This is a genomic window from candidate division KSB1 bacterium (assembly GCA_034505495.1).
In the GTDB taxonomy this organism is placed as follows: Bacteria; Zhuqueibacterota; Zhuqueibacteria; order Residuimicrobiales; family Krinioviventaceae; genus Fontimicrobium_A.
The window spans coordinates 12,865-37,527 of the sequence record JAPDQV010000007.1 but is presented as its reverse complement, the minus strand read 5'-3'; the positions used below and the strand labels follow the sequence as shown (position 1 = coordinate 37,527).

The 24,663-nt window shown below is 50.6% G+C and carries 23 protein-coding genes and 2 pseudogenes; 2 read left to right on the top strand and 23 right to left on the bottom strand.

The window, feature by feature from the left end:
• Positions 1–20: 20 nt before the first annotated feature.
• Complete coding sequence (locus tag ONB24_04640; protein MDZ7315392.1) at positions 21–980, bottom strand: flippase-like domain-containing protein; 960 nt, start codon at positions 978–980, stop codon at positions 21–23.
• Between the two features lie 174 nt (positions 981–1,154).
• On the opposite strand from ONB24_04640, the gene ONB24_04635 reads away from it, so the two are divergent.
• Positions 1,155–1,922 (top strand): hypothetical protein, encoded by a 768-nt coding sequence (locus ONB24_04635; GenBank protein ID MDZ7315391.1) that lies wholly within the window; start codon positions 1,155–1,157, stop codon positions 1,920–1,922.
• Between the two features lie 33 nt (positions 1,923–1,955).
• Here the strand turns inward: ONB24_04635 and ONB24_04630 are convergent, their stop codons facing one another.
• The 13 genes from ONB24_04630 to ONB24_04570 all read right to left on the bottom strand — a co-directional run bounded on the left by ONB24_04630 (position 1,956) and on the right by ONB24_04570 (position 16,726).
• Positions 1,956–3,248: a P-loop NTPase gene (locus ONB24_04630; protein ID MDZ7315390.1), complete on the bottom strand. Its 1,293-nt coding sequence runs from the start codon at positions 3,246–3,248 to the stop codon at positions 1,956–1,958.
• A gap of 61 nt (positions 3,249–3,309) precedes the next feature.
• Positions 3,310–3,513: a cold shock domain-containing protein gene (locus ONB24_04625; protein MDZ7315389.1), complete on the bottom strand. Its 204-nt coding sequence runs from the start codon at positions 3,511–3,513 to the stop codon at positions 3,310–3,312.
• 225 nt (positions 3,514–3,738) lie between these two features.
• A complete protein-coding gene (locus ONB24_04620; protein MDZ7315388.1) occupies positions 3,739–4,923 on the bottom strand; it encodes a DUF2070 family protein in 1,185 nt (394 codons plus the stop codon).
• A gap of 66 nt (positions 4,924–4,989) precedes the next feature.
• A complete protein-coding gene (locus ONB24_04615) occupies positions 4,990–6,294 on the bottom strand; it encodes a hemolysin family protein (GenBank protein MDZ7315387.1) in 1,305 nt (434 codons plus the stop codon).
• Positions 6,295–6,322: 28 nt separating this feature from the next.
• Entirely contained in the window at positions 6,323–6,766 is a 444-nt protein-coding gene (gene ybeY / locus ONB24_04610; GenBank protein ID MDZ7315386.1) for an rRNA maturation RNase YbeY, read from the bottom strand.
• A complete protein-coding gene (locus tag ONB24_04605) occupies positions 6,741–9,011 on the bottom strand; it encodes an HDIG domain-containing protein (protein MDZ7315385.1) in 2,271 nt (756 codons plus the stop codon). The genes ybeY and ONB24_04605 overlap by 26 nt, the downstream gene beginning before the upstream one ends.
• On the bottom strand, positions 9,008–10,012 hold the full coding sequence (locus ONB24_04600; GenBank protein ID MDZ7315384.1) for a PhoH family protein: 1,005 nt from the start codon (positions 10,010–10,012) through the stop codon (positions 9,008–9,010). Before ONB24_04600 ends, ONB24_04605 begins: the two co-directional genes overlap by 4 nt.
• A gap of 94 nt (positions 10,013–10,106) precedes the next feature.
• Positions 10,107–10,955: a LysM peptidoglycan-binding domain-containing protein gene (locus tag ONB24_04595; GenBank protein MDZ7315383.1), complete on the bottom strand. Its 849-nt coding sequence runs from the start codon at positions 10,953–10,955 to the stop codon at positions 10,107–10,109.
• A gap of 37 nt (positions 10,956–10,992) precedes the next feature.
• A complete protein-coding gene (locus ONB24_04590; protein MDZ7315382.1) occupies positions 10,993–11,262 on the bottom strand; it encodes a hypothetical protein in 270 nt (89 codons plus the stop codon).
• 141 nt (positions 11,263–11,403) lie between these two features.
• Entirely contained in the window at positions 11,404–13,158 is a 1,755-nt protein-coding gene (aspS, locus tag ONB24_04585; GenBank protein MDZ7315381.1) for an aspartate--tRNA ligase, read from the bottom strand.
• Between the two features lie 90 nt (positions 13,159–13,248).
• Complete coding sequence (locus tag ONB24_04580) at positions 13,249–13,797, bottom strand: hypothetical protein (GenBank protein MDZ7315380.1); 549 nt, start codon at positions 13,795–13,797, stop codon at positions 13,249–13,251.
• A gap of 129 nt (positions 13,798–13,926) precedes the next feature.
• A complete protein-coding gene (locus tag ONB24_04575; GenBank protein ID MDZ7315379.1) occupies positions 13,927–15,807 on the bottom strand; it encodes a helix-hairpin-helix domain-containing protein in 1,881 nt (626 codons plus the stop codon).
• A 4-nt stretch (positions 15,808–15,811) separates the two neighbouring features.
• Complete coding sequence (locus ONB24_04570) at positions 15,812–16,726, bottom strand: hypothetical protein (protein ID MDZ7315378.1); 915 nt, start codon at positions 16,724–16,726, stop codon at positions 15,812–15,814.
• Between ONB24_04570 and ONB24_04565 the strand changes: the two genes are divergently transcribed.
• The gene (locus ONB24_04565; protein ID MDZ7315377.1) at positions 16,721–17,572 is read left to right on the top strand and encodes a DUF4835 family protein; all 852 of its coding nucleotides are present in this window, start codon (positions 16,721–16,723) and stop codon (positions 17,570–17,572) included. The two genes, ONB24_04570 and ONB24_04565, sit on opposite strands and share 6 nt — an antisense overlap.
• Positions 17,573–17,649: 77 nt before the next feature.
• Here ONB24_04565 and pyrE read toward each other — a convergent pair whose 3' ends face one another.
• From pyrE to ONB24_04520, 9 genes and pseudogenes are all read right to left on the bottom strand, one after another.
• A complete protein-coding gene (gene pyrE, locus ONB24_04560) occupies positions 17,650–18,225 on the bottom strand; it encodes an orotate phosphoribosyltransferase (protein ID MDZ7315376.1) in 576 nt (191 codons plus the stop codon).
• A gap of 13 nt (positions 18,226–18,238) precedes the next feature.
• Positions 18,239–19,060, bottom strand: coding sequence for an orotidine-5'-phosphate decarboxylase (gene pyrF / locus ONB24_04555; GenBank protein ID MDZ7315375.1), 822 nt, complete (start codon positions 19,058–19,060; stop codon positions 18,239–18,241).
• The gene (locus ONB24_04550; protein MDZ7315374.1) at positions 19,057–19,530 is read right to left on the bottom strand and encodes a metallophosphatase family protein; all 474 of its coding nucleotides are present in this window, start codon (positions 19,528–19,530) and stop codon (positions 19,057–19,059) included. Before ONB24_04550 ends, pyrF begins: the two co-directional genes overlap by 4 nt.
• 9 nt (positions 19,531–19,539) lie before the next feature.
• Entirely contained in the window at positions 19,540–20,805 is a 1,266-nt protein-coding gene (gene serS, locus ONB24_04545; GenBank protein MDZ7315373.1) for a serine--tRNA ligase, read from the bottom strand.
• A gap of 12 nt (positions 20,806–20,817) precedes the next feature.
• On the bottom strand, positions 20,818–22,221 hold the full coding sequence (locus ONB24_04540; protein MDZ7315372.1) for an undecaprenyl-phosphate glucose phosphotransferase: 1,404 nt from the start codon (positions 22,219–22,221) through the stop codon (positions 20,818–20,820).
• A 1-nt stretch (position 22,222) separates the two neighbouring features.
• Positions 22,223–23,224 carry a glycosyltransferase family 2 protein gene (locus ONB24_04535; protein MDZ7315371.1) on the bottom strand — a complete coding sequence of 334 codons (1,002 nt, stop codon included), beginning with the start codon at positions 23,222–23,224 and terminating at the stop codon, positions 22,223–22,225.
• Positions 23,225–23,299: 75 nt separating this feature from the next.
• Positions 23,300–23,443 (bottom strand): annotated as a pseudogene (locus ONB24_04530) (DapH/DapD/GlmU-related protein).
• A 165-nt stretch (positions 23,444–23,608) separates the two neighbouring features.
• Positions 23,609–23,908: pseudogene (locus ONB24_04525) on the bottom strand (transferase).
• Positions 23,905–24,663, bottom strand: a 759-nt coding sequence (locus ONB24_04520) for a Gfo/Idh/MocA family oxidoreductase (GenBank protein ID MDZ7315370.1), incomplete at its 5' end; no start/stop codon positions are given. The gene ONB24_04520 and the pseudogene ONB24_04525, both read right to left, overlap by 4 nt.

Sequence of the window (24,663 nt, the reverse complement as noted above, 5' to 3'; positions counted from 1 at the left end):
CGAAAAGGCGGAAAAGCATCTCAATTCCCCCGATCGACCTTGTTGTTGAACCTTTTGCCGAGAAAAAGAATCAGGCCGATGAGAGCCGGAAAAAGCACATTGACGACAAAGAGCAAAAGCGAAGCGTCAAAAGCCGCCGCCGAAGTTCCCCCGACCAGAGTGAACAAATAGACCGAGGCGCTTTCACGAACCCCCAAATCGCCTAATGAAATCGGCAAAAGCGCTTTTACGAACATCACCGCAACCGCAACAGCATACGCTGATAGAAGCGACTGCCTCTCGAAGGCGAGATAAAAGAGCACGAATTGCGTGCAAAAAGTCAGCAGGAAAAGAATGGAATAAAGCAGCAATTTGCCGGCAAGTGGAGGGGTAATTGCGCCCGCACCGGAGGCAAGCCGCTTGAAAACCCGCAGGCGTCCGCCGGACACCAGACTTTTAAGGGCTTTGGGATGAAAGAAAACAGCGGAAATCAGTAGAGTCAAGATCAAAGAGGAAAGCAGAATGGGGAGCCACACAACGGAAGTAAAGGTATATGAAAGGACGTGCGCCAAGCCGATCATCCCGAAAAAGTAAAGTACTGCCAGAGCAATCAGTTTGTCGATCAACAGCAAGCCGGTCAGCTTGGCCCAGTCCGTGTGCGGAACGAAAGCCGCTCGACCGATCTCCCCCATACGCCCGGGGGTTACAAAGCCCAAAGCCAGACCGACGAGAAGAGAGAAAAAAATGGCGGCATTGGGGGTTGAAGGATTGATGCGCCGTACAACCAACTGCCATTTACGGAACTGGATATAAAGATTTAGTAATAGGAGGGCAGCGCCGGCGATCAGGTAAAAGCGATCGGCTGCCAGAAACGTCTCGATCAATCTCTCGATTTTTAGACGCCGAATCAACAAGGCGATGATCGAAATCGCCAGGGACACCTTGACGAGGAGGAGCAGGACTGCTCGATTCTGCACCCAAAAGCCTTTTCCGGAACTCATGTTCGTAAAATAGAATGTAACGAGGAAAAATCAAAGGCTTTCCGATACTTGGCAAAAGAATGAGGAAAATAAATTCATTGTAAATTTTGTTGCACTTGATGTAGAATTTTGCGATAATTTGCCAGGATGATTCTGTCGGCGGCCTCATACGGCCGTCCGGAAGGGAGAGGGATTATGAAAAAAAGTTTGGTTGTGTTGGGATTATTGCTGACTGTTATTGCGGGGGTGCTGATTTTTAAAAAGAGGATGGAATATATTTCTTACGGCGAGGCCCGCAACGCCTGGGAGCTGGTCAAAAGGGACACTTCGATGGTGGTATTGCGCCGCTTTATTAATCAATATCCGGCCAGCCCTCAGGCAAAGAAAGCTCGGCAGCGGTTGGACAGTCTGGAGACGGAGCAGGAGTGGAAAAAGGCGCTTGCCGCCGGTACACGGGAAGCGCTGCAGAGTTTTGCCGTCAGGTACCCCAAGTTTGCCAAATTGAAAGGGCTGGATGCGATCAATCCGGCCTTTGCAGAGAGCGAAGCCTGGAAAGAGACTTTGAGTCGGAATACGCCGCAAGCTTTTCAAGAGTTCTTGAAAAAATATCCGCAGTCAGCCTACGCCGCAAAGGCGGATTCGATGTTGATTGCGCTCGAGGTCGGCGGCATGATTTCCGGAGCGCACGATGAACTGCCCGATTCCCGGCAAATCAGTAACGTGCAAGAAGAGATCACGACTCTGGAAATCGATAACCAGACTCCCTATCAACTCGTTGTTCGTTACAGCGGCAAAAATTCCCGCCGTTTCACGATCGAGCCCAAGGGGAAAATAACGGTCAAGCTGGAGAACGGACGCTATCGCGTTGCTGCAAACGCCGTTGGGGCGGATGTTCTACCCTTTGCCGGAGAACAGGAACTTGCTGGGGGTGAATACGTCAGCCGCTATTTCATTCGCGAATAAAAAAGCCCGACGAAATCATCGTCGGGCTTGCAGTTACAGTTGCTGGCGAAAGATCGGATTAAGATGACGAATTGGGCAGGGATAGCCGCCTTCCTGATAATCGCAGTCTCCCCAATAGAAGCAGTTGACTGAGCAGATTGTTTCATTATCGCTCATCGAAGCCTCAGGATAGTCGGCAGCCTGTTCCGTAAACTGCTTAATAATTCTTCTCCGCTCCTTGAATCCGCTCAAGCCGCTGTTCTGAAGCAACCCGACCGCAACCAATTTGGCGAGGCTCTTTGACGCCTTTGATTTGGGATAATCCAGCACAAAAGGCCGCAAATCCTTAACCGATTTGCGCACAGTTTCGTCATATTCCACATAACCGAGATAATTAACCTCGATATTCAGCAGGTCATGCGCGGCTGTGCGCAGTGCGTCACCCTCCTGAATTTCCCGACTGCTGTGCACCATATTAAGAATTAAATGCGGATGGTAGTTATGTAAAAAGTTTTCCATGATGTGAGCGGCCTCTTCATCGACCTGCCGTACATCGCGGAGAATGTCGTTCATGTCTGAGTGCATTTTGCCGGGTTCTGCGAAAACGTGCTGCTCGAGCACCGCGGATGCCGATCCGTGCTTGCGGATGAGCCGCAACAATTGCCGCAGCACCGCCATCTTGAGAAAATTGAACGTTTCCTGGACCGCGTGCGGCTCCGGCGTGGTCACCAAAATACCTTGATCCGCAGCAAGGAAAAAGTCAATGACGTTATAGGATGAACCCGCACCCAAATCCAGCAGCACATAGTCTGCGTTCAGCTTGTGCAGTTGGTGAATGAACTTGAGCTTTTGCTGATAGCGGGGGTTGGCAAGTCCCAGCGTGCCGCAGGCACCGCTGATCAAGCGCAGGTTCTTGACAGGCGTTTCGAGGCAGATGTCCTCAAGCGATTCGCGCTGTAATGTGTAAAAATGATAAAAAGTGGCGGCCGGTTCCAGGATCCCCATGCAGGTATGCAGGTTGGCACCGCCGAAATCCGCGTCCACAATGACGACCTCACGGTCGTGCGACGCGAGCGCTATGCCCAATGACGCCGTCAGGACCGTCTTGCCGACGCCGCCCTTGCCGCCTCCGACGGCATAAACAATTTTTTTACGATTCTGTTTGTTCTGCTCTTCGAAAAGACGGCGCAGCTCTTCATGCCTTCCTGCTTCCACCCATTGCTCGAGTTCTTCGTCATATACCAGATCGGACAGCGTAAACTCGCCGCGGTTGACAAGCACGCGCAGTTCCTCGGCATTAAAGGGTCCCATCTGCCGATCTTTTATTTTTACAAATACATCCGTCATACGGCAACCCGTCGTTTAATACCCAACCTCGTTTTCTATGCCGCTGAAAAGGTTTGTCGTTTCAGGCTTTACGAACATTGACCGCCTGATCACCCTTGATATCGCTCCGGATATCAAACTTGACCCGCATCCCTTCTTCGATCCGACGGGGATCAAGCGACGGCGCCAAGTTGCTCACATGGAGAAACACGTCGTCACCCTCGTCCGTCGTGATAAAGCCGAAACCTTTCAGCGGATCCCAACGCTTTACTATTCCAAATTTCATGCCTTATTATACCTCCAACTATTGATTTTGCGCAGAAAAAGTTACATGATAGAAGCCGAAAAGCAATTGTTTTGCAGTTTAACGGAGATTGTTTCCAGGAAAGCGTAAATCGGCCGGATTATTTTGTACTGCGGATAAGCTGTTGAAAAAGATTACGGTTAATTATATGCTTAACCTATTATAAAATAAAAAAGGTCGGCGACTTTCACCGCCGACCCAAATCGTCTATTGAGCAGAGGTTTCTTCTTTCTTTTCGTCTTCCGTTTTTACCTCTTCCTTCTTTTCCTCTTCTTCAGTCTCTTCGCTCTCTTCTTCTTTGTCCTTGCGCTCCAACAGGTTCTCTTCATCCTTGTCCTTTTTGATCAACAAAAAGAGAAGAGTGTTGCCTGCGGTAAACGTTGCCAGGGCGTAGCTGACCACCGATCCCACCGCAAAGAGTAACGAAAAGGCGTAGAGATAAGAAGAAATAACAACTGTCTTTGGCAGCGTATTGGCGGGAATCAAGACAAATTCGCGATTAAAATAGATGTATTCTGTAACACGCCCGTAGATTTTTTCAAGCAACGGCTGCGCCGCCAAGAACCAGCTTTGCAGCATCGCCTGACCGTTGTTGGCCAAATTAATATAATCGCCGCCCATGAACCAGGAGAAAAGTCGATTCATGATCACCACGGCTTCCTTGATAAAAAAGGCGAGACCGGCTGCCGCCGCCAGGCTCAAAACGACCGTCAGAGCTTCGTAAAAAAGAAATCGCCAAGGGCGACTCCAAGTTATCGAGAACGATTGAAAAACAGCCTCAAAAGCATCTTCATCGGTTGTGGTGATGATGACCGGCGACAAAATTGCGGCAACGATCGTGACGATGAAAAAGAAGAACAGGAGTAAAGCGCTGAAAAGCCAAATCAAGGTAAACAGGCTGACACCCAGCTCGCCGACATAAGGAATTTTGCCTAAAAGACCGATTACCCAAGCTCCCAACACCATCAACCCGATAATGACGGCAAGAGAGATCGGCGTCATCAAAATTGAACCGGCTTTACGGAAAGTAAAGGCATACGCTTCTTTCCATGTATAAAAGGCGTTCCCTTTTGAAGTCATATAAATGGCGCGGGCGGCGGCTGCGGCGGCAAGCATGAGGGAGAAAAGGAGAAAGAGGCAGCCAAAGGCATAAATGACCCACGAGTACCAGGGTGCCTTTTCACCCAAGGTAAACAAACACGGCAAAAGTCCGTTCTGCAGCCATGCACTTTTCAACGGAAGACCGGCGGCCATAATCGCCGCAAACGTCGCAACAAGGTAAACGGCATATCCGATCGTCAACCCGACAAGTTCGATCCATATGCGCTGCAGGCTCAAAGCCAAACGGGGCGCGCGGAAAATATCACGCCAATCAAATCGTAGTTTCAACATACCCGTTCTCCTTTGCAGTTTGTTTTAGCGCGGAAATATAACAAAGCGAGGCGTCAAATCAAACGACTAATCCGTCTCTTTGGTTTCCTCTGTGCGCGGGCTGTGCGTAATGCGCACGCTCACGATGCGGTTCTTTTCGACTTTTTCAACGATGAGTAAATAATCCTCATGCCGGATTGTCTCTCCCGGCGGAGGAAGGGAGCCGGTTTTTGCCAGAATAAAGCCGCCCAACGTCTCGAATTCTTCATCCTCAGGCAGATTGATGGGAAGCTTTTCATTTAACGCATCAATCTGGATTTTAGCATCGGCCAAATAAATACCGGCACCAATTTCTCGGAGAGGCGGTTCTTCGTCGTCGTATTCATCGTGAATTTCGCCGACCAATTCTTCAATAATGTCTTCCAGTGTAACCACACCCGAAGTGCCGCCGTATTCATCGACGACGATGGCCATATGTTGACTCTTTTTTTGAAACAACCGCAACAGATCATCGATCTTTTTGCTTTCCGGCACATAGATGGGTTCACGAACGAAATTGAGCACGTTGAAGGTCTTTGGCCGCTCTGAAACCAGCGGCAGCAGATCCTTCACATTGAGAATACCTTGGATGTGATCGATGGTTTCGGAATAGACCGGAATTCGGGTATGTCCGTGTTCTTTGATCAGCTCAATAAGCTCGTCAAAAGCGATGTCGTCGGGTATGCACACCACATCTGTTCGGGGCACCATAATCTCGCGTACGGTCGTTTCTCCGAACTGAAAGACCGAATGCAGCATCTCGCGTTCTTCTTCTTCAATAGCCCCCTGTTCCTCTCCCATCTCCAACAAGGCTTGGAACTCGTCCACATCGAGGTATTTATCTTTTTCCTTTTCCTTGAAATGGAACAGCGAGGTAATCTGATTGATCAACTTGTCGACCAAAAAACTGAGCGGGAAAAAAAGATAGAACACGATCGCCGCAAATGGAGAAAGCCATTTCGCCGCTGTGGCCGGATTGCGCACCGCCGTGACCTTTGGCGAGATCTCACCGAACACCAAAATAAAAAAAGTGACGATCAAGACATTGGCAAGCAGCGCATACTTTTGCGGTTGCCCAAGCGCGGCAGCCGCCTGCATCATAATTTCTGCGGCAAGCGAAGCCGCCGTTACATTGACTAACGTGTTGCCGATGAGGATGGCGATTAACAGTCGTCGGGGATGGCGCAACAACCGGACCGCCAAAGCAGCCCGTCGGGATGACTCGCCTTCCAATTTTTTGAGTATGAGCTTGTTGATTGAAAAAAAAGCAGATTCTGAAGCGGAAAGCAATCCGGAAAACAAAAGCAGAGCAAAGAATGCCGCCAAGCGGTTTGTATCAACAATGGAATCCAATAAACTCCCTCGAAATTGTCATAAAAAATTATAAAGAACGAAAAACATATTCAAGAGCTTTATTCTCCAGGGCAGTCATCTGTTTTCTGGAACCTTCATCCCCGTCGTCATAACCGGCCAAGTGCAGAGCGCCATGCGCCGCCAGTCTGAAAAGTTCGTTTTCGAGCGTGACGCCGTAAAAAGCGGCGTTCTCGGCCGCTATATCGACACAGATATAGATTTCTCCCTCTCTATGACGATCGTCGTCGCTTAAATCAAAGGCAATGACGTCCGTCGGCTCTTCTTTTTGAAAGAATTGTTGATTTAGTTCAATAATTCGTTCCTTATCGACAAAAATCACCGTAATGCGCCAGGCTTCCTTAGGACATTCCTCATCGAGGATGCGGCGTATCATATCAAGGAGCTTTGGGCGGTGAAGCCTGACCCTCCTTCCCGCCGCGGCAAGCTTAATTCTGTGTCTGCTCTTTTCCATTTTCCTTATTGACGGGGTTGGGATAATCCACCCGACCGTGGAAACGCCCGATGAGTACTTTATGAAAGGCATTGACGATCTTTGACAAATCCCGCAGCGTCAACGGCGAATCGTCGAGTTCACCGCTCTTGAAGCGCTCGTCGATGATCTGTTCGATAAGGTTCCGTACGCGATTCGGCGGCGGGTCTTTGAGCGTTCGCGAGGCCGCCTCGACTGAATCCGCCAGCATGACGACCGCCGTTTCCAGCGTCTTCGGTCGCGGCCCGGGGTAGCGGAATTCATTTTCCGAAACAGCCTCCGTCCCCATATCCAGAGCCTTTTGATAGAAATAACTCATCAACGACGTGCCGTGATGCTGCTGAATAAAGGCCTCCAGCTCCTTGGGCAGTCCGTATTCTCCGGCAATTTCCAGTCCTTTACGAACGTGGTTGGTAAGAATAAGGGCGCTCATCGTCGGAGCCAGTTTCTCCTGGGGATTTCTGCCGCTGGTCTGGTTTTCGATAAAATATTCGGGTTTTTCCAACTTGCCGACATCGTGATAAAGCGCTCCGACGCGAGCCAACAGGGCGTTTCCGCCCAAAGCCTCTACGGCTGCTTCCGACAACAACGCCACCAGGTAACTATGATGATAGGTCCCCGGGGCGTTGAGCAGCAGTCTCCGCAAAAGCGGATGATTGAAATCCGACAATTCTAAAAGCGTCATATCCGTCGTGAGGTCAAACATCGACTCAAAGACAATAATCATCAAATAAGCGAGGCCGGGAGCGAGAAAACCGTTCAAGACGCCGATGGAGGCGCTGCGGAAAAACTTGCCCAAGGGTGCATAAGCGACAAGACTCAGAATGATGATGGTTGCGAGATAAGCTCCTGAAGTCAAGAGACCCGAGCGGATGATCCAATCTCTCCTTCGTACTTTACGTACCGTCTGCACGGCCGCCATACCGGTTGTTAAGGAAAGAAAGACCAGAGCATATTCGTTTCCGCGCATGGCGCCCAGCAGCAGAGCGGCGACAAGGGTCGTCATTATCCCTACGCGGGCGCCGAAAAAGACCGTCACGGCCATCGAAAAAGCTGCGGTCGGAATGACAAGCGGATCGACGGCGAAACGGTTGACCAGGTAGGCAATGATTACCAGGAGGAGCAAATTGAGTGCAATGAGACTCAGCTTTTTCTCACTGTTAAAGATAGCCTCCTCTTCGCGAAAAAGATAGACGGCGAGGACCGTCAAAAGCGCCAGAACCAGCAGAAATTTGCCGAAAACCGGTGCCGCATTGGAGAAAAAGCCGGCCATTTCGCTCCGTTCCGCCTTGGCGACGGCGAGAGAGTGCAGTTTTTCCAGGTGCTGCCGTGTCAGCCGCTGATGACTGTCGATGATTCGCTCGCCCTCAAGCACCTGATCTTTGGCCAACGGCACGCTGCCGATGCGGTCGGCAATTCGGCTTTCGGTTTCAGTTTTGTCGAAAAGAAGATTCGGCTTTAGGAACGCAGAGCCGACATGATAGGCGATCTTGACCTCTTCTTCTGTAAGACCCGAACTCCGCAGCGCCTTCAACAAATTTGCACCGGCTTCAGCAAGGTCCTGGACATACTTGACCGATTCGAGCGTCTCCCGATCGCCGAGTCGAACAGAGACTTCATCGCGTCCGGCCAGATCGGATTTGCCCGCATCCAAAATTCCGACGGTCAGCTTTTCCTGCACCAGCGGCGTCACGGCATCAGCAATGCGGCGCAGAGCGGCCGTCCTTTGTAGATCCGAAACGCGCGAAGCAGACGGCGGTGTCATTCCCAGCAAAAACTGCAGGTCCTGATCCGAGCAAGCAATCTGAAAAGCATTAAAGACAACCCGAAGCTGATCGACGGTTGCGGCTTTGCTCTTTATCTCCGCTTCGGCACTTTGAAAGAAATGATTCAGGCGCTGGAGCTGCTCCTTGGTAATATCGTCCCGTCGCACGAAAACGGGCACCACCGATCGCCGCGCCGCTTCGACGTCGTTTTGGTATTCTTCCTGACTTTTTAAGACCGGAAAGGTAAAAGGCGCAATGATTTCTTCGCCGATATACACTTGACCTTCTTTAAGGTCGGCAAATTCGAAGGATTTTCCACGCGGAAAGAAAGCGGTAATGACGGCGGCAAGCAGCACGATGCCGACGATTTTTCGGCGATGCTCTCGTAAAGTCAAACGCGACGGCTCGGAAAAGAGACGCCGTTCTTCATTGAGAGTTTTGATCCGATTGAGGATATTCATCCGCTGTTCCCTGAGACGCCTTCCGCCGCATCGGCTTTGGCGTTCCTGCCGTTGAACTGTTCGTAGGCCTTGATGATCTCCCTCACCAGACGGTGGCGGACAACATCCCGCTCAGTCAGATAGACAAATTCGATTCCGTCGATTCCCTGCAGAATTTCCTGGATCTCCACCAGGCCGGAGACCGTTTTGCTCGGCAGATCGATTTGCGTAATATCGCCGGTGATGATGGCGTGTGAATTCGGGCCCAAGCGGGTGAGAAACATCTTCATCTGCGCCGAAGTGCTGTTCTGGGCCTCGTCGAGGATGACAAAGCAGCTGTTGAGGGTACGACCGCGCATATAGGCGAGCGGCACAATTTCGATAATCTGATCCTGCATCATCTTGCGCAGCTTGTCGGCGGAAACCATGTCGAACAAGGCATCATACAAAGGACGAAGATAGGGATCGACCTTTTCGCGCAGATCACCGGGCAGGAACCCCAGACTTTCGCCCGCCTCCACCGCCGGTCGGCATAGGATGATGCGATCGACCGCTTTGTCCCGCAAAAACGCCAAAGCCATTGCCACGGCCAAAAAGGTCTTTCCGGTTCCGGCCGGTCCGATGGCAAAAACGATGTCGTTCTTTTGGACGGCCTGCCAATATTTTTCTTGTCCGGGTGATTTCGGCTTGACTGCGCCGTTTTTGGTAAAATAGATCGTCCTTTCCGGCTCCTGGGAAGGCCGATTTTTCCAGTCGGAAAGGCGGGCGACCGTCTCGATGTCGTCGCTATTGACGGCTCCTTTACGATTGACGATAAAGATCAGCTCATTGACGATCCGCTCCGCCTGCGCCACGTCTTCCTCGCTGCCGCGAAGGAGGATTTCATTTCCGCGCGCAACAATGCGCGCATTGAGGAACTGCTCGAGGAAAAGCAAGTTGGCATCTTGAGCGCCGTAGAAAAGAATGGGGTCGATCCCCTTTAAGTAGATTTTTTTTTCAATAACCTCGTTCGTTTGATTCAATCGCTTACTTCTCCGAAAATCCTTTAATAAAAAAACTCTCAGCCTGATAATTGCTTATCAAACTGAGAGTTTCGATCACTGTACAAACACGTAACTAGTTCTTCGGAATGATCAGCACCGTATGGGGGAAGATCAGATTCGGATCATCGCCGATGATGTCTTTGTTTTTCTCGTAAATCTTGGTCCAGGAGGTCGGATCGCCGAGCACCTGCGGATTGGCGGCGATTTTCTGGAGATAGTCGCCCTTGGCCACCAGGTACTCATCCGGCCCGCATTCGCGCTGAATCTTTAGCACCCAATTCGGATAAATGAGGTCCGGATTTTTGATTTGGTCGCGATTATAGGAATAAATCCGCATCCACTGCATCGGATCGTTGTAAATGTCCTTCTTGCCGGATATCTTCCACAGATAATCGCCGACGACTACAGTGTAGGTGTCATAGATCGCCTTGGGCATCTTGCTCTTGATCTGGGCCAGCTTGCCCTCGATCTGGGCGATAAGCTTTTGCATCTCGCTCAAAACCGCGATCCGGTTCTTTTTCAGCTCGGCCAGTTTAGCTTCGATTTCATTGACGTCAGCGCGTTTTTTGAACAGCTCTTCCGGGCTGAGTGCCAGGAGTCCATCGCATTTGGCGTCCAACGCCTTCAATTCCGCCCGAAACGCATCCACGGCAGCCTGATCAACACCGATCAGCGCCAGAATCTCTTTCCAAACTTGATCGGTTTGTGCCTGCAGCTCGCCAATCTGCTTTTTCAGCGATTCATTTTTTGCGGCACATTCGACTTTGCCCTTTTCGGCGGCTTCCAACCGCGCCTGCCATTCGGCCATCTGCTTGTTGTACTCTGCCATCGTCATTTTGGCCTGAGCGAAGGAGAGGGAAGCGCCCAAAGTCAGAGCAAGAGCCGTCACGATTAATACTACGATTTTGCTGGTCTCTTTCATAAATTATGCTCCAACAGTTTTCAGGTTCATGACTCTCTTACATCTCTGCAAGACGTTTGGAAACCGTCTCTTTCTCGGCCTTCATGTCCTCCAACGCCTGCTTTTGCTTCGCCAATTCGTCTTCCAATTTGGCCGTTTCCGCTTTGCAGTCGTTCAATGACTTTTCAGCCGCCAAGGCCGCCGACTTGGTCTCTTCCAATTTTTGCAATTGTTCCTGCTTGGCATACTTGGTACATCCCGTCATTACAAAAACCGCCGCCAGCAGCACAATCACCATCATGGCCGCCATGCTTTTTTTACGCATCAACGCTACACCTCCTTTCGACAGTTACGTGCTTTTACTGTACAGCGCACCTTTTGTCAAATCATTTTACAAAAAACCCTTCTTATTGTCAAGTGAAAAATAGAATTATCATATATTGTCATATTTTTACACATTTCTTTCCCATTAACGGAGCCGGAGACCCAGCTCGACAAGCTGCTTCGGATCGACTTCGGAGGGGGCACCGTCCATCAGCGAAGAAGCGGTCGTCGTCTTGGGAAAAGCAATTACATCGCGAATTGATGACCGTCCGGCCAAAAGCATAACAAGCCGATCGAATCCGAAGGCAATCCCTCCGTGCGGCGGTGCGCCGTACTGCAAAGCTTCCAATAAAAATCCGAACTTCTGCTGCGATTCCTCTTCCGATATCTTGAGCGCCTCGAACATACGCTTTTGCAGATCGGGTTTGTGAATTCGAATGCTCCCGCCGCCCACTTCGATTCCGTTGATGACCATGTCGTACGCACGTGCGCGTACGCGGCCGGGATCAGTCAGCAGTTTGTCCTCATCTTCATACACCGGCGACGTAAACGGATGATGCAGCGCCACCCAGCGGCCTTCTTCGGCGCTCCATTCAAGCAGCGGAAAATCGACGATCCAGGAAAAATGAAAAACGGAAGGATCGATCAAATTGAGACGCGCCGCCATTTCGTTGCGGAGCTCGGCCAAAATGCGGCGCGCCACATCCCGTTCTTCGGCGCATAACAGCAGCAGATCGCCGTCGGCAGCCTTGAATTCCTGCAATAACGCCGCTGCTTGTGCTTCGGTAAAATACTTGGCCAGGGAACCCTCCAACTTGCCCTCGACGACTTTGATTGCCGCCAATCCCCCGGCGCCGCGCTTTTTTGCCCATTCGGTCAGATCGTCGAGCTGTTTGCGGGAATAGCCGGCGCAACCCGGGGCACAAATGCCGGCCACCGTTCGGCCCGATTTGACCGCGTCGGAAAAAACCTTGAATTCACAATCGCGCACCACCTCGGAGACAGTATGGATTTCCATACCGTAACGCAGATCGGGCCGGTCGATGCCGTACTTTTCCATCGCCTCATCATAAGTAAGGCGCGGGAATGGTGTCGAAATGTCTTTACCCAAAACCTCTTTGAAAATCGTCTGCATCAGGCCTTCCATCACGCCCATCACGTCCTGCTCATCGACAAAGCTCATTTCGACGTCGATTTGGGTGAATTCGGGCTGACGGTCGGCGCGCAAATCTTCGTCGCGGAAACAGCGGACGATTTGATAATAGCGGTCAAATCCGGAAATCATCAGCAGCTGCTTATAGGTCTGCGGCGACTGAGGTAATGCAAAGAATTTGCCGTGCCAAATACGGCTGGGAACCAAAAAGTCCCGGGCGCCTTCGGGTGTGCTCTTCATCAAAAAGGGAGTTTCGATCTCTAAAAAATCGAGGCTGTTAAAATAACGTCGCACCGTCTGCGCCGTTTGATGGCGCAAAATGAGATTGCGCTGCATTTCGGGCCGGCGCAGATCCAAATAACGGTATTTAAGTCGCAGGTCTTCGGTTACCGTCACCTCGTTGGCGATCAAAAACGGAGGTGTTTGTGAGGTGTTGAGAACGTCGATCTCATTTGCCAACAACTCGATCTCGCCGGTTGGAAGATTCGGATTGACCATGCCGGCAGGGCGAAGCACCACAGTTCCCTTGAACGCCGCCACCCATTCATTTCGCAGACGCTTGGCCTGCTCATAGGCGGCCGATTCCGGACCGATGTTGATTTGAACAATCCCCCAACGATCGCGAAGATCGATAAAAATGATGCCGCCGTGATCGCGTCGACCGGCGATCCATCCCATCAAAACCACTTGTTGACCGGCATGAGTGCGGTTCAATTCACCGCAACGATGCGTCCTTTTCCATTTCATAACATTTTACCCTTTGACCAGCTCATCCGTCTTGATGATCACTTTGCTTTACCGAGCTTCGAAACTGCTGAAAAAGAATTTCAAGAGATTTTATTTGAATTGAACGAGCAGGTTAAAAAATTGTTGATAGGCCCTTTCGGCAGGCGTTTCGGGATTAGGGTGGAACATAAAGCTGTAGAACGGTTCCCGAATCGGATCGTAAAAGCCGATCCGCAAAAGAGCATCCGTCTGCCAGATCGTCGCCAAGCTGGTAAAATCATAGGCAATATTGAGGTCGAGCGCCAAGTCAAACGGGCGGCCACCCGCACGTTTGAGCAGAGAGGCTTTTGGATGGCCGTACCAGTTCAAATCCTCAGGTTTCACCACAATCACCTGCTGCGATCCAAACCATTGTCGAATTCCGCCATCGTAAAAGGTGATAAGGACCGCCTCGCAGTTGGGAAACGAGCGGGAGAATTGTTCAAGCATCCGGCCGGCACCATCAAGGTTCTCCTGTATGGCGGGCAAACAAAAGCAGACCCGTTTAGCCGTCCTGATCGTCTGCCCCAAATCCAAAGCCCGAAATTTTTTTTCTCTTTTGGAAATGGATTGATAACTTAAGAGCCGCAGCGAGCGTGCCTTTTCGACAAACCAACTCATGATAAAATCTTTCTTTATTCTGGGAAAATATAGACATTATACCGGATATATTCAACCTATAATTCATCTTTTATATTTGCAATATCGTAGGATGTTTTAAAGAGAGCCTGTCATCAACTATTTAAAAATCTACCACTGCCAATCCATTTGCAGGGAAATGCGCCGATTATCATCATTTCCACCAGCAGGTCGATAGCGATAAACCGTCTGCTCATATTTTGCCGACAACGTCAAAGCAAAAATTTTTGCAGCAAGGACAGCATAGCTTCTGACACCCTGCCCATAAAGCATAACCAGAGGCAATGCCCCCGGAAAATCTGATTCAGGCTGATAGAAGCGTAAAGCATAGTTCGACGCATCGAAAAACGAAGAACCTACACTCATCCGCAAGGAACGCATATTCATCTGCAGCCGACAGCTTAACAAAGAGCCGTCGCCAAGCCGCCTTGTAGCTCTCGAAGCAAATGAGAGCTCAACCGCATTGCGAACAGTGATAAAGCGATGCGGGCGAACTTCCATCTCGGTTCGCCAGGTGCCGCGCTGTTCTTCGGCCTCTGCGGAAACCAGGTTACCGAACTTGTCAAGGGTTTTGACGTTCTCGCTGCGCTTGCGCAATTTCAAGCGGGAACGAACCGTCATCTTTGAAAATTTTGCCTGAAGTCCGATCATCAAAACATCACCTATGGCACCGGAAGGCTGAAAGACGGACATTTTTTTAGCTTGATCGTAATAAAACGATGCCTGCAGAACCGGCGACAGGCGATACTCTCCGCCCAAATAAAAACCCTCCTGATTGTTCGCTTTGGGCTCGCCGAAAGCGGAGGCATAAAAGCTGAAAAAGTCGGGGGAATAACGGCGCCGGATAAGAATCCAATCGTAATCTGCGCCGTTGCCGAGAGCGCCGAAGGTCCAAGCCGTTCCTCCCGCCATGCACCAGGCTGCTTCTCCAAATAGAGCGACATCTTCCAGTATAAACTCTCCGAAAAGGCTTCCTAGGCGATTCTTGTTGCCGGTAAATTTCCGCGGCTTTCCATATTCCTCATCAGCAAAAGGCGCAAAAAATCGGTTTTGGAGCGTCGCGGCGCCCAACCGTAGATTCTGGAAAGGATTATAAAGCAGTGCCATGCCTTCGGAACACTCGCGCAGCGCTTTGCGGCGCCGGAGCTCCGCCGGCGTTCGGTGCAGGCCGTCTTCCGGCAGCGAGACGACTTGACCCTCCTCAATCGAGGCGTCTCGTCTTTTATCGCTGCCAAATACACAGAGCAGCAGAGGTCCGCGATGAAACTGCAGCGCCGCGCCGCGGAAGGGAAAATTTTCATTTGCGGACAGAAAGGGAAAAGCTCCGGTACGTTTCAGCTTGGCGGGCGTCATCGGATCGGTTCCCAAAGGCAAAGAAAAAGGTCCGCCGAATACCAGCCCTCTGCCTGCTTCGACCGTATAGTCGCCCAAGATTATCCGCATACCGGTAACCGGTTCACTAATTATGTGTCCGGTTACAAAATCGTCAAAAGCCGCTTCACCCGCATCTTTTTCGATCAAAATTCCGCAGGCTGTCTTTTTCCATTCCACGCGAAGGCGATTATACACCTGACTCGCCAAAAAGAACTGATCGCTGCTTTTTGCCGTCTTGTTCCGCAGGCGATGACGACCGCTGGCATGAATTTTTGCCGCCGGCGGCTCGATGACGATAAAGGGCTGAATCTGAGGCAAATAGGCCGATAGCCCTCTGATTTTGAGCAGGTCCTCAATCGATTGGAACGGCCCATGCTTTATGCGGTAGTTCAGAATCTTTGCGCTGACTACCGAGGGAATCGGCAGCTCGGCAAGCTCCTGCGTCGTCGCACGATTGAGATCGATAGGGCGGCGCGCCAGCTGATCGAGCTGTTCAAAAAGTGAGTTGTCGTCGACTGTTTCATCCGACTCTGCCAACCGTTCCAAGTCATCGGCCGGGACTTGGCAATAACCGGCTACGGCAATCCAAGCGAGAAATACAAATATCTTTCGGATCATGGGGTTATTCCCAGCCGAAACCGATAAGGTGAGAGCCGCCGAGCTCGAGGTGATTCATAAAAGCATAGTCGAAACGCAGGCTGCCGATAAAGAGAGAAAGTCCCAAGGAATATCGCCGCGGCTGATTGGCTGCTCCGGCGCGGAAGGTCAGGGCAGGACAGGGCCGCCAGGCCATTCCCCATCGCACGTCAAGAGAAAAACGATCATCCTTGTAGAGTTCTGCATGCAGCGACAGCCCATCGCGCGGTTGAAAAATCCAACCGAACCGCAGACTTTGCGGCAGCGCTTCTTTGCAACGGCCCAACCTCGAGCCGGTCAGGTTACTCAGAGCAGTCCCCCAGAAAAGCTTCGGCGTCAAAGCTGCCTGCACGCCGATATCGATCATGACGGCCCACGCATTGCCGTAATTTGTCACGGCCACTTGCCCGCAGCGCACAGCGGCGCCGAAAGTAAGATCGAGCGGTTTGAACCGATATGCGGCAGCAGCCGCCAGTTGAGTTTCACGGTAAAGAGGATTGCCGAACAGCGCCGAGCCGAACCCGACAGCCGTTCTCCCTTTGCCGAAAGCAACGGCCAAGAATCCTGCATGCACCTCTGCCAGCTCAAAGGGACGATAGATTGCCGTTACCAGCTCGAAACGGCTGCCGGAATAAAGTCCGGCCGGATTGTAAAAAACGCTTTCCGCGCCCCAGGCCGAGGCGGCTGCCGCGCCTGCCGTCCCTCCGCCCCTTCCGCCGAACGTCGTCTCTTCAAAAGCGGCAAAAGCACACGGCGCCAGACACAAGCAAAATAAAGCGGAACGCTTTACCGAACGACGACGTTGATTATTCGGCACGAAAAGCTTGACTATCAATGGAAAAAAACAAATATTAAAACCTGAAGCAGACTGCAGAATAGAAGTATGGAGCATAAAATGCATCGCTTTTTTCCCCCATTGATGATTGTGATTCTTTTGCTGACTTTAACCCCTTTGCGCGCGCAGCGGATCGAGTCGAAGGTCGAGCTGGACCTGCGGACGCTGCCGCAGGAACGCCGCGAAAAGATGAGCGATTTTGCCGATCGCGTGACGCATTTTCTCGACAGCTCGCCATGGTGTCCCGACCAATGGAACACTCCGGTTTATCTCACGCTGACCCTGCAGCTCGAGGACATGACGCAGGGAGCGGAGCAGCGCTTTAAAGGTACGCTTATCATCAGCAACAGCTATGACATCCAGTTTTCCGATCAACGCTGGCGCTTTGCTTACCAAAGCGGCGATCCCATTCAGTTCGTCAACGACAACTTTGACTCCTTTACCAGCGTTCTGGCGTTTTACGTCTATATGATCCTCGGCGGCGAATTCGACAAGTGGGGCACTCTTGCCGGCACCCCCTATTACGAAAAAGCCCGCAATGTCGCCGAGCAGAGCAAATTCGGCCTCGGCCGTTATACGGAAGGATGGGATCGACGCCTGGATTTGGTTAACTATTTTTTGAGCGATCAGCATCGGCCGTTCAGAGAAATGGTCGATTATTATTTTTACGGCCTCTCCTACATCAAAGAAGACAACGACAAAGCCCGCAAGCATGTCGCAACCGCCATCAAAATGCTCGACGCCATTCTGGCTAAAAATCCTGATAATGTATATGCTCAGAACTTTATCAAGGCGCATTACCAAGAAATCGTCGAAATCTATCGCCGAGCAAAGAATAAAGAGCCCTTGCGCACCATGCTTGCGCTCGACCGTGATCACGAACGCATCTATCGCGACATATTGGAACGATAGCTTCCCCCCAAGCCGGTTAACGGATTTTTCCCCTTTTCTACAAAATCGTAAACAGCTCTTACCGCCTAAAGCGGATGCTATGCCTGTTTTCTGCTCCCCGGTTTGACGATGGGTATACCCTCGTCACACAAAGGACAGTTATCAGGCTGGTAGACGACGACGTCCATGCGAAAGACCGAAAATGCCGGCACGTCGAACAGCCGCTTGCCGTTGCTGCGGTCGACGATAAATCCCACACCGACCGCCTCGGCGCCGGCGCCTTGTACAAGCTCTAGAATCTCCTGCACGGATCCGCCGGTAGTAACGACGTCCTCGACCACCAGCACCCGCTCATCGTGTTTAAGCTCAAAGCCCCGCCGCAGGCTCATCACGCCGTTTTCCCGTTCGGCAAACATGGCGCGGCAGTTCAAGAGTCTGGCGCATTCCTGGCCGACGACGATTCCGCCGATCGCAGGAGAAATGACGCAGTCGATTTTTTCCCCTTTGAAATTCTTCACGATCTCCAGACAGAACAACTCGGCGTAGTTAGGATACTGAAGAACTTTGGCGCATTGAAAGTATTGCGGACTGTGCAGCCCCGAGCTCAGCAAAAAATGACCCGTCAACAGCGCACCCGTGCTTTCGAAAATTTCCAAGGCTCTTTCTTTCCGCATAGTCCTCACACCCTCAAAAATGATTTGTTTTCCTGAATTTGTTTAAAAGATCGCGTGTCTGTCGAGCTGCTTGGGCGGCGGCTTCGGCAAAGTCCGCGCCGCTCGAAGCGTAAAGGATCGCCCGGCTGGAATTGAAAAGAACCGGAGCTCCGGACGTCTCTTCCACGGCTGCAACAGATGCCTGCACGTCTCCTCCTTGGGCGCCGATGCCGGGAATCAGCAGCGGCAGGTCCGGCACCAATTTACGCACATGCGCCAATTCCAGCGGATGCGTTGCTCCGACCACCAGCCCGCAGTTTCCGCGCACGTTCCACTCCCGAACATTGAGTGCTACCTTTTCATAGAGCTGCCGACTGCCGTCGCTGAAACGTTGAAAGTCGGCGCTGCCCGCATTTGAAGTCAGACAAAGTACAAATACGCCCTTTTCTTCCCGTTGCAGAAACGGATCGACCGAATCGCTTCCCATGTAGGGATTGACCGTAACGGCGTCCGCATCAAGCTCCTCGAACAGGGCTTGCGCATAGAGGCGCGCCGTGTTGCCGATGTCGCCGCGTTTCGCGTCGGCAATGCGGATAACATGCTTGGGGAGATAGCTGAACGTTTTCTTCAGCGCGCTCCACCCTTCAAGTCCGTAGGCCTCGTAAAAAGCAAGATTAACCTTAAATGCAGCGGCAAATTCAGCCGTAGCGTCGATGACGGCTTTGTTAAAAGCAAAAAGCGGTTCGTCCACGCTGCGCAAATGCGCGGGCAACTTGGACAATTCGCTATCCAATCCGATGCATAGCAGCGATTGCTGTCTCCGGACCGTTTCGGTCAATTTGTCGAGAAACGTCATTCGTCCTTTTCAAAATAGAGGATCTCTGCTTCGGCATTGCCGTCGCTCGATAATTTCAAGACCGCCACGCTCGGCTTATGTCCCGCCTTGGGTCGTACGGCTGAGCCCGGATTAATATATAGAACCTGATCGCTCTTGTCAACGATCGGCTGATGAGTATGTCCGGCAATACAAATCGTAGGCCGCCCGTCGAAGGTTTTTACCGGATCGACATGATCAACGAGGAAACGAAAACCGTAGGCTTCAAAGTCGAGGGAGCGCGGCAGGGAAGTTTTTAACGAGACGGCATCCATATTGCCGTGCACGGCGGTTACCGGCGCGATATTACGCAGCTCTTCGAGGACCTCCGGATTATCAATATCACCGGCGTGAATGATTTCATCGACGTCTTTGAAAAGATCATAGACGGCTCTCGGCACGGCGCCGTGGGTATCCGAAATGATACCGATTGTGCGAATGATGCGGTTCATAGTTTTTGCTCACTTGATGAGGTCGACGCCCATATACGGCCGCAGAACTTTGGGGACTATTACTCTTCCTTCATCGGTCTGATAGTTTTCCAAAATGGCAATGACCGTGCGCGGCAGAGCAATGCCGGAGCCGTTGAGGGTGTGGACGTACTCAGGTTTAGCGCCTTTTTCGCGGCGGAAACGAATGTTGGCTCGCCTGGCCTGAAAGTCGGTAAAATTGCTGCACGAAGAGACTTCCAGCCACCGATCGAGTCCGGCCGCATAGACCTCGATATCGTAGCATTTGGCTGCCGAGAAGCTGAGGTCGCCGGTAGCCAAGGTCACCACGCGATAGGGCAGCTCGAGAAGCTGCAGCACTTCCTCGGCATCCCGCAACAGCGACTCCAGTTCGTCCCACGAAGTCTCCGGTTTGACAAACTTGACCATTTCCACCTTATCGAACTGATGGATGCGCATGAGTCCGCGCGTGTCTTTGCCGTAGGCACCGGCCTCGCGCCGAAAACAGGGCGTGTAGGCAGTGTATTTGATCGGCAGTTCATCACCCTCCAACACCTCTTCGCGATGAAGATTGGTGACGGGAACTTCAGCGGTGGGAATGAGAAACAGATCGTCCAGCTCGCAGCGATACATGTCCTCTTCGAGTTTGGGCAGCTGACCGGTGCCGAACATGGCCTCGCGCTTGACGACAAAAGGCGGGAACACCTCAGTATAGCCGTGCTTTCCCACGTGCAGATCGATCATGAAATTGATGAGCGCCCTTTCCAGTTTGGCGCCCAATCCGCGATAGCTGACGAAAAAGGAGCCCGACATGCGCGAGGCGCGCGCGAAATCGATGAGCCCCAGTTTCTCGGCGATCTCCCAATGCGGCAGCGGCTTGAAATCGAGCTTCGGCAGCTCGCCCCACTGCTTGACCACCACATTGTCCTTTTCCGTGCCGACCGGAACCGATTCGTGCGGAATATTCGGAATACGGATATGCAGTTCATAAAGCTCTGCCTCGACGCGACGCAGCTCGTCATTCATGACGCGAATCTCGTCCGAGAGACGCCCCATTTCGGCGATGACCGCCGAGGCGTCCTGTCCGGCCTTTTTCATAACGCTGATCTGCTGCGTAACTTTGTTTTGCTCGGCCCGAGCCGATTCCACTTTGCCGATCAATTCACGGCGCCGCGCATCCAACGCCAAAAATGCATCCAAATCGACGGTTGCCCGTTTGTCGCGAATGGCTTTACGGACGATTTCAGGGTTTTCCCGAATAAACTTGAGATCCAGCATGTATTCCTCGCATTATTGTCCCTTGAACCGCAGCATGACGAAAATCGTATAAAACATGATCCGGAAATCTAACCGCAATGAGATATTATCGATATAGTAGAGGTCATAATCAAGCTTTTCTTTTGCCTCCTCAAGGGTGGTGTCGTATTTGCCCTTAACCTGCGCCCACCCGGTAATGCCGGGCTTGACCTTGAACCGGCGCATGTAAAGAGGATATTTGCGCTTGAGCTTATCGACGAAATAGGGGCGTTCCGGCCGCGGCCCGACGATGCTCATATCACCCAAAAGTACGTTGAACAGCTGCGGAAACTCGTCAATGCGCGTCTTGCGCATGAATCGCCCGACGCGCGTGACGCGCGGATCGGCTTTGCCCGCCCAAATCGGCCCGGTATAGCGCTCCGCATCTTTGATCATGGAGCGGAACTTGTAAATGACAAAGATTCTGCCGTTTTTGCCCACCCGTTTTTGTTTGAAAAAGACCGGTCCGGGAGAATCCAGTTTGATGAGCACGGCAAACAGCAGCATGATCGGGGAAAGGAGAATAATGCCGATAAGGCTAAAGAGAATATCGATCAGCCGCTTGGCTCTTTTCTCCCAGGCCGGCATCAGCTCCGGGTGTATTTCGATGAGCGGAAAACCGTAGATCTGCTGGGTCCGCGCCTGGCCGAGAACGATATTGTACAAATCCGGTTCGATCTTGATATGCACGGGCAATTCTTCGCAGGCGTCGATCACCTCGATGACCTTTTTGGGGGCCGTCTTGCCCAAGGAGAGAATCGTCTCCGTTACTCGATATTGCTCCACCAGCTCGGCCAGCTGCTTGATGTTGCCCAGCAGCGGCACTCCGTTGTATTCGCCCTGTTCTTCCTTTTTTTTATCGGGATTCACAAAGCCGACGACCCGATAACCCAAGGCGGGATATTTTTTGATCTTGTCGGCTAAAGCCCACGCCGAAGGGTTCCAGCCGATGATGAGCGTATTGCGCTGACCGTAACCGGCTTCAAGCAATTTGCGCTGAACCGTATGCAGCGCCATCCTTCCGCCGCCGACAAAAACCAGCATTGAAAACCAATAGCTGAGGATCATCATTCGGCCGAGTGTAGGCTTTACCGTAAGATCCTGCTGCGGCTCGAAAGTGAGAAGAAAGATGACAAAAATGCCGAAGCTGACGCTTTTAAAAACCGCAATCAGCTCATCCAAGCGAGATTTGGTGTACCAGGACTGATATAATCCGTTAAAGACGAAAAGAATGAACCAGAAAAGGTAAAGGATAAAGGCCAATTGAAAAAGGAAAAGAGGATCTTTTTCGACGAACAATTTCGCCGAGCTGCGCAAATGGACAAATATAAAGAATGCTAAATTAATGGCAATAAAATCAATCGAAAGAAGAAAAAAAGTTTCGTTTCGTTTTGACATTTCACTTGTACGTTTTGAATATCCCCACCCAAAATCCTAATGCCCAACTAATGTGCATAATAAAAAAAATAACCGGCAAGATGAACGCATATTGCCATGCTCGACGGCTTGCGCATGTATATAAAGCCCCGCCCAGCAAATAAAACAAATAAAAACCGCTCAATATGCAGATAGGCCAAAGCATGTTGGGCATAACAGCAGAAAGGCCTAAAGATAAAATAAAAGTAAAGAGCATTAAGGGAGGTATTATATGAATCAATTTAAAAGCATCTTTATGTTTTTTAATTACATTCACCCGCAAAATGCCGTAATTAAAAAATTGCTTAAAGAGTTTACCGATAGTTTTGCGTGGATAATAGTAGGAAACGATTTCAGGGGTGTAATAAATCTCGTAACCTGCTTTTCGAATTCGCCAATTAAATTCAGCATCTTCTGAAATGTGCAGCTCTTCATCAAAATAACCTATTTCATCAAAAAGTTCTTTTTTATAGGCTGCATAAACAACTGTATCGACATACCTCGCCTTGGGGAAAAACCGATAAGGAGCGCTTGGGATGCCGAAAAAAGAGCCCATGGCCAAACCGACTGCACGTTGAAAAAAGCTTTCACCCACATTAATTTGTGTCCCGCCGGTGCACTTGACGCCGAGCTTGTTCATGTAATAAATATTAAGGCGAACGAAATCTTGCTTAATTTTCGTGTGTGCGCCGAGGATGATGACCACACTGCCCTTTGCATTTCGAGCGCCGATGTTGAGAGATATAGGCGTCCGCTTTTTCGGGTTATCCAGCAAACGAATATTAGGATTTTTTGAAGCAAGAGCTTGTACCTGCTCCCTTGAACCGTCCGTAGATAACCCGTCGACAACGATAATCTCAATCTTTTCGAGCGGATAATCTTGATGGAGGATGGAATTGATACACCGCTCAATTGCCCCAGCCTCATTAAGCATGGGGATAACGATCGAAACCAGAGGCAAAGATGAATCAATAGATTGGTTCAATATTCCCTCTTACTTTTGATAAGGAGGCCAAACATAAGGTCTTTCATAGAAACCGGGGTAACACTTCAATTCATCGACTCGTTTAATAATTCTTGCGGGCACTCCGGCCACTACCATGTTGTCTGGAACGTCTTTAGTGACCACAGAACCGGCTCCCACTAACGCGTTTTCTCCAATTGTAACCCCCGGCAATATAGTGGAATTAGCTCCGATTTTAGCGAGCCGTTTAACCGTTACACCGCCCAAGCACTCTAAGTAACGTTCACATTTCATAGGGTGCGGGTCATCCGTAAAAACAACATTGGGGCCGATAAAAACGTCGTCTTCTATGGTTACCATTTCCAGAAAGCAAAGAGAATGAATACGAACCCGATTACCAATTCGGTTGCCGAATTCTAAAACCGCGTTGGTTCCGACGCTGACATCGTCTCCGATTACATTATCCTCTCGTATAGAAGCGCCTTGTCCCGTTTGGATTCTGTCCCCCAAAACCGATCCGGCGTAAATAGTCGTAAAGGGACGAATAACGGCATTCTTTCCAATAATCAGCTCCAGTTCCCCAGCATTTTTTCCTCTTGGCGGTTTCCCAATTACGCAGGGTCCTTGTATCCAACTTCCTTCTCCGATCTTCACATTATCATAAACAATGCAGTTCGGATCAATTTTGTATTCCTCTCGTTTCATGGTCTCATCAGCTCCACAATGGTTCCGCTTTCCCGCATTGATTTTTCAGCTGCTTCAAGCGCTCTGACTACGCGTAATCCGTTTTCTCCATCAGTCTTTGGTCGAAGGTTCTTTTTGCAGCACTCAATAAAATGGAACATTTCTTTATTGAGAGGCTCATAGGTATCCAAATGCGGACTTATTACATCACCTGTTCGATAACTCAACTGATACTCACCGAAAGTCTCCGGATCCTTATAATTTACTCCTTTATCGTAAATTTTGACCTTTTCAAAATTTTCGGTATCATCGTAAACAAGCATTTTTTCGCTGCCGACGATAGTAGTTCTACGCAGCTTGCTTGGAGACAGCCAACTGACTTGTACATTTGCTATGCAACCGGAGGGAAACTCTAAATTAATAAATGCAACATCAGGAATATTCTTTTGCACATAAGCCTTTCCCATTGCTGAAATGCGAAAAGGTTCTTCATTAAGCCAGAAAAAAATAGATGAAAAGTCATGAGGAGCAAGATCCCATATCACACTGACATCTTTTTGATGCAATCCAAGATTTACACGTGAAGCGCTGATGTAATAGATCTTTCCCAGTGCCCCATTGTCAATAAGCTCTTTGATTTTCAATACAGGAGGGCTGTATTCAAAAGTGTGCCCAACCATAATAACACGGTTACGGGATCTTGCCAGAGCGATCAATTCCTCGGCTTCGTATGATGAGGCTGTAAACGGCTTTTCAACAAAAACATGCTTACCCGC

Coding starts and splice junctions, on each gene's coding strand:
- ONB24_04635 (MDZ7315391.1), top strand. CDS start 1,155: ATGAAAAAAAGTTTGGTTGTGTTGGGATTATTGCTGACTGTTATTGCG.
- ONB24_04580 (MDZ7315380.1), bottom strand. CDS start 13,797: ATGAGTTGGTTTGTCGAAAAGGCACGCTCGCTGCGGCTCTTAAGTTAT.
- ONB24_04620 (MDZ7315388.1), bottom strand. CDS start 4,923: ATGTTGAAACTACGATTTGATTGGCGTGATATTTTCCGCGCGCCCCGT.
- ONB24_04640 (MDZ7315392.1), bottom strand. CDS start 980: ATGAGTTCCGGAAAAGGCTTTTGGGTGCAGAATCGAGCAGTCCTGCTC.
- ONB24_04625 (MDZ7315389.1), bottom strand. CDS start 3,513: ATGAAATTTGGAATAGTAAAGCGTTGGGATCCGCTGAAAGGTTTCGGC.
- pyrF (MDZ7315375.1), bottom strand. CDS start 19,060: ATGACGTTTCTCGACAAATTGACCGAAACGGTCCGGAGACAGCAATCG.
- ONB24_04565 (MDZ7315377.1), top strand. CDS start 16,721: ATGCATCGCTTTTTTCCCCCATTGATGATTGTGATTCTTTTGCTGACT.
- serS (MDZ7315373.1), bottom strand. CDS start 20,805: ATGCTGGATCTCAAGTTTATTCGGGAAAACCCTGAAATCGTCCGTAAA.
- ONB24_04540 (MDZ7315372.1), bottom strand. CDS start 22,221: ATGTCAAAACGAAACGAAACTTTTTTTCTTCTTTCGATTGATTTTATT.
- aspS (MDZ7315381.1), bottom strand. CDS start 13,158: ATGAAATGGAAAAGGACGCATCGTTGCGGTGAATTGAACCGCACTCAT.
- ONB24_04570 (MDZ7315378.1), bottom strand. CDS start 16,726: ATGCATTTTATGCTCCATACTTCTATTCTGCAGTCTGCTTCAGGTTTT.
- ONB24_04550 (MDZ7315374.1), bottom strand. CDS start 19,530: ATGAACCGCATCATTCGCACAATCGGTATCATTTCGGATACCCACGGC.
- ybeY (MDZ7315386.1), bottom strand. CDS start 6,766: ATGGAAAAGAGCAGACACAGAATTAAGCTTGCCGCGGCGGGAAGGAGG.
- ONB24_04595 (MDZ7315383.1), bottom strand. CDS start 10,955: ATGAAAGAGACCAGCAAAATCGTAGTATTAATCGTGACGGCTCTTGCT.
- pyrE (MDZ7315376.1), bottom strand. CDS start 18,225: ATGCGGAAAGAAAGAGCCTTGGAAATTTTCGAAAGCACGGGTGCGCTG.
- ONB24_04605 (MDZ7315385.1), bottom strand. CDS start 9,011: ATGAATATCCTCAATCGGATCAAAACTCTCAATGAAGAACGGCGTCTC.
- ONB24_04630 (MDZ7315390.1), bottom strand. CDS start 3,248: ATGACGGATGTATTTGTAAAAATAAAAGATCGGCAGATGGGACCCTTT.
- ONB24_04575 (MDZ7315379.1), bottom strand. CDS start 15,807: ATGATCCGAAAGATATTTGTATTTCTCGCTTGGATTGCCGTAGCCGGT.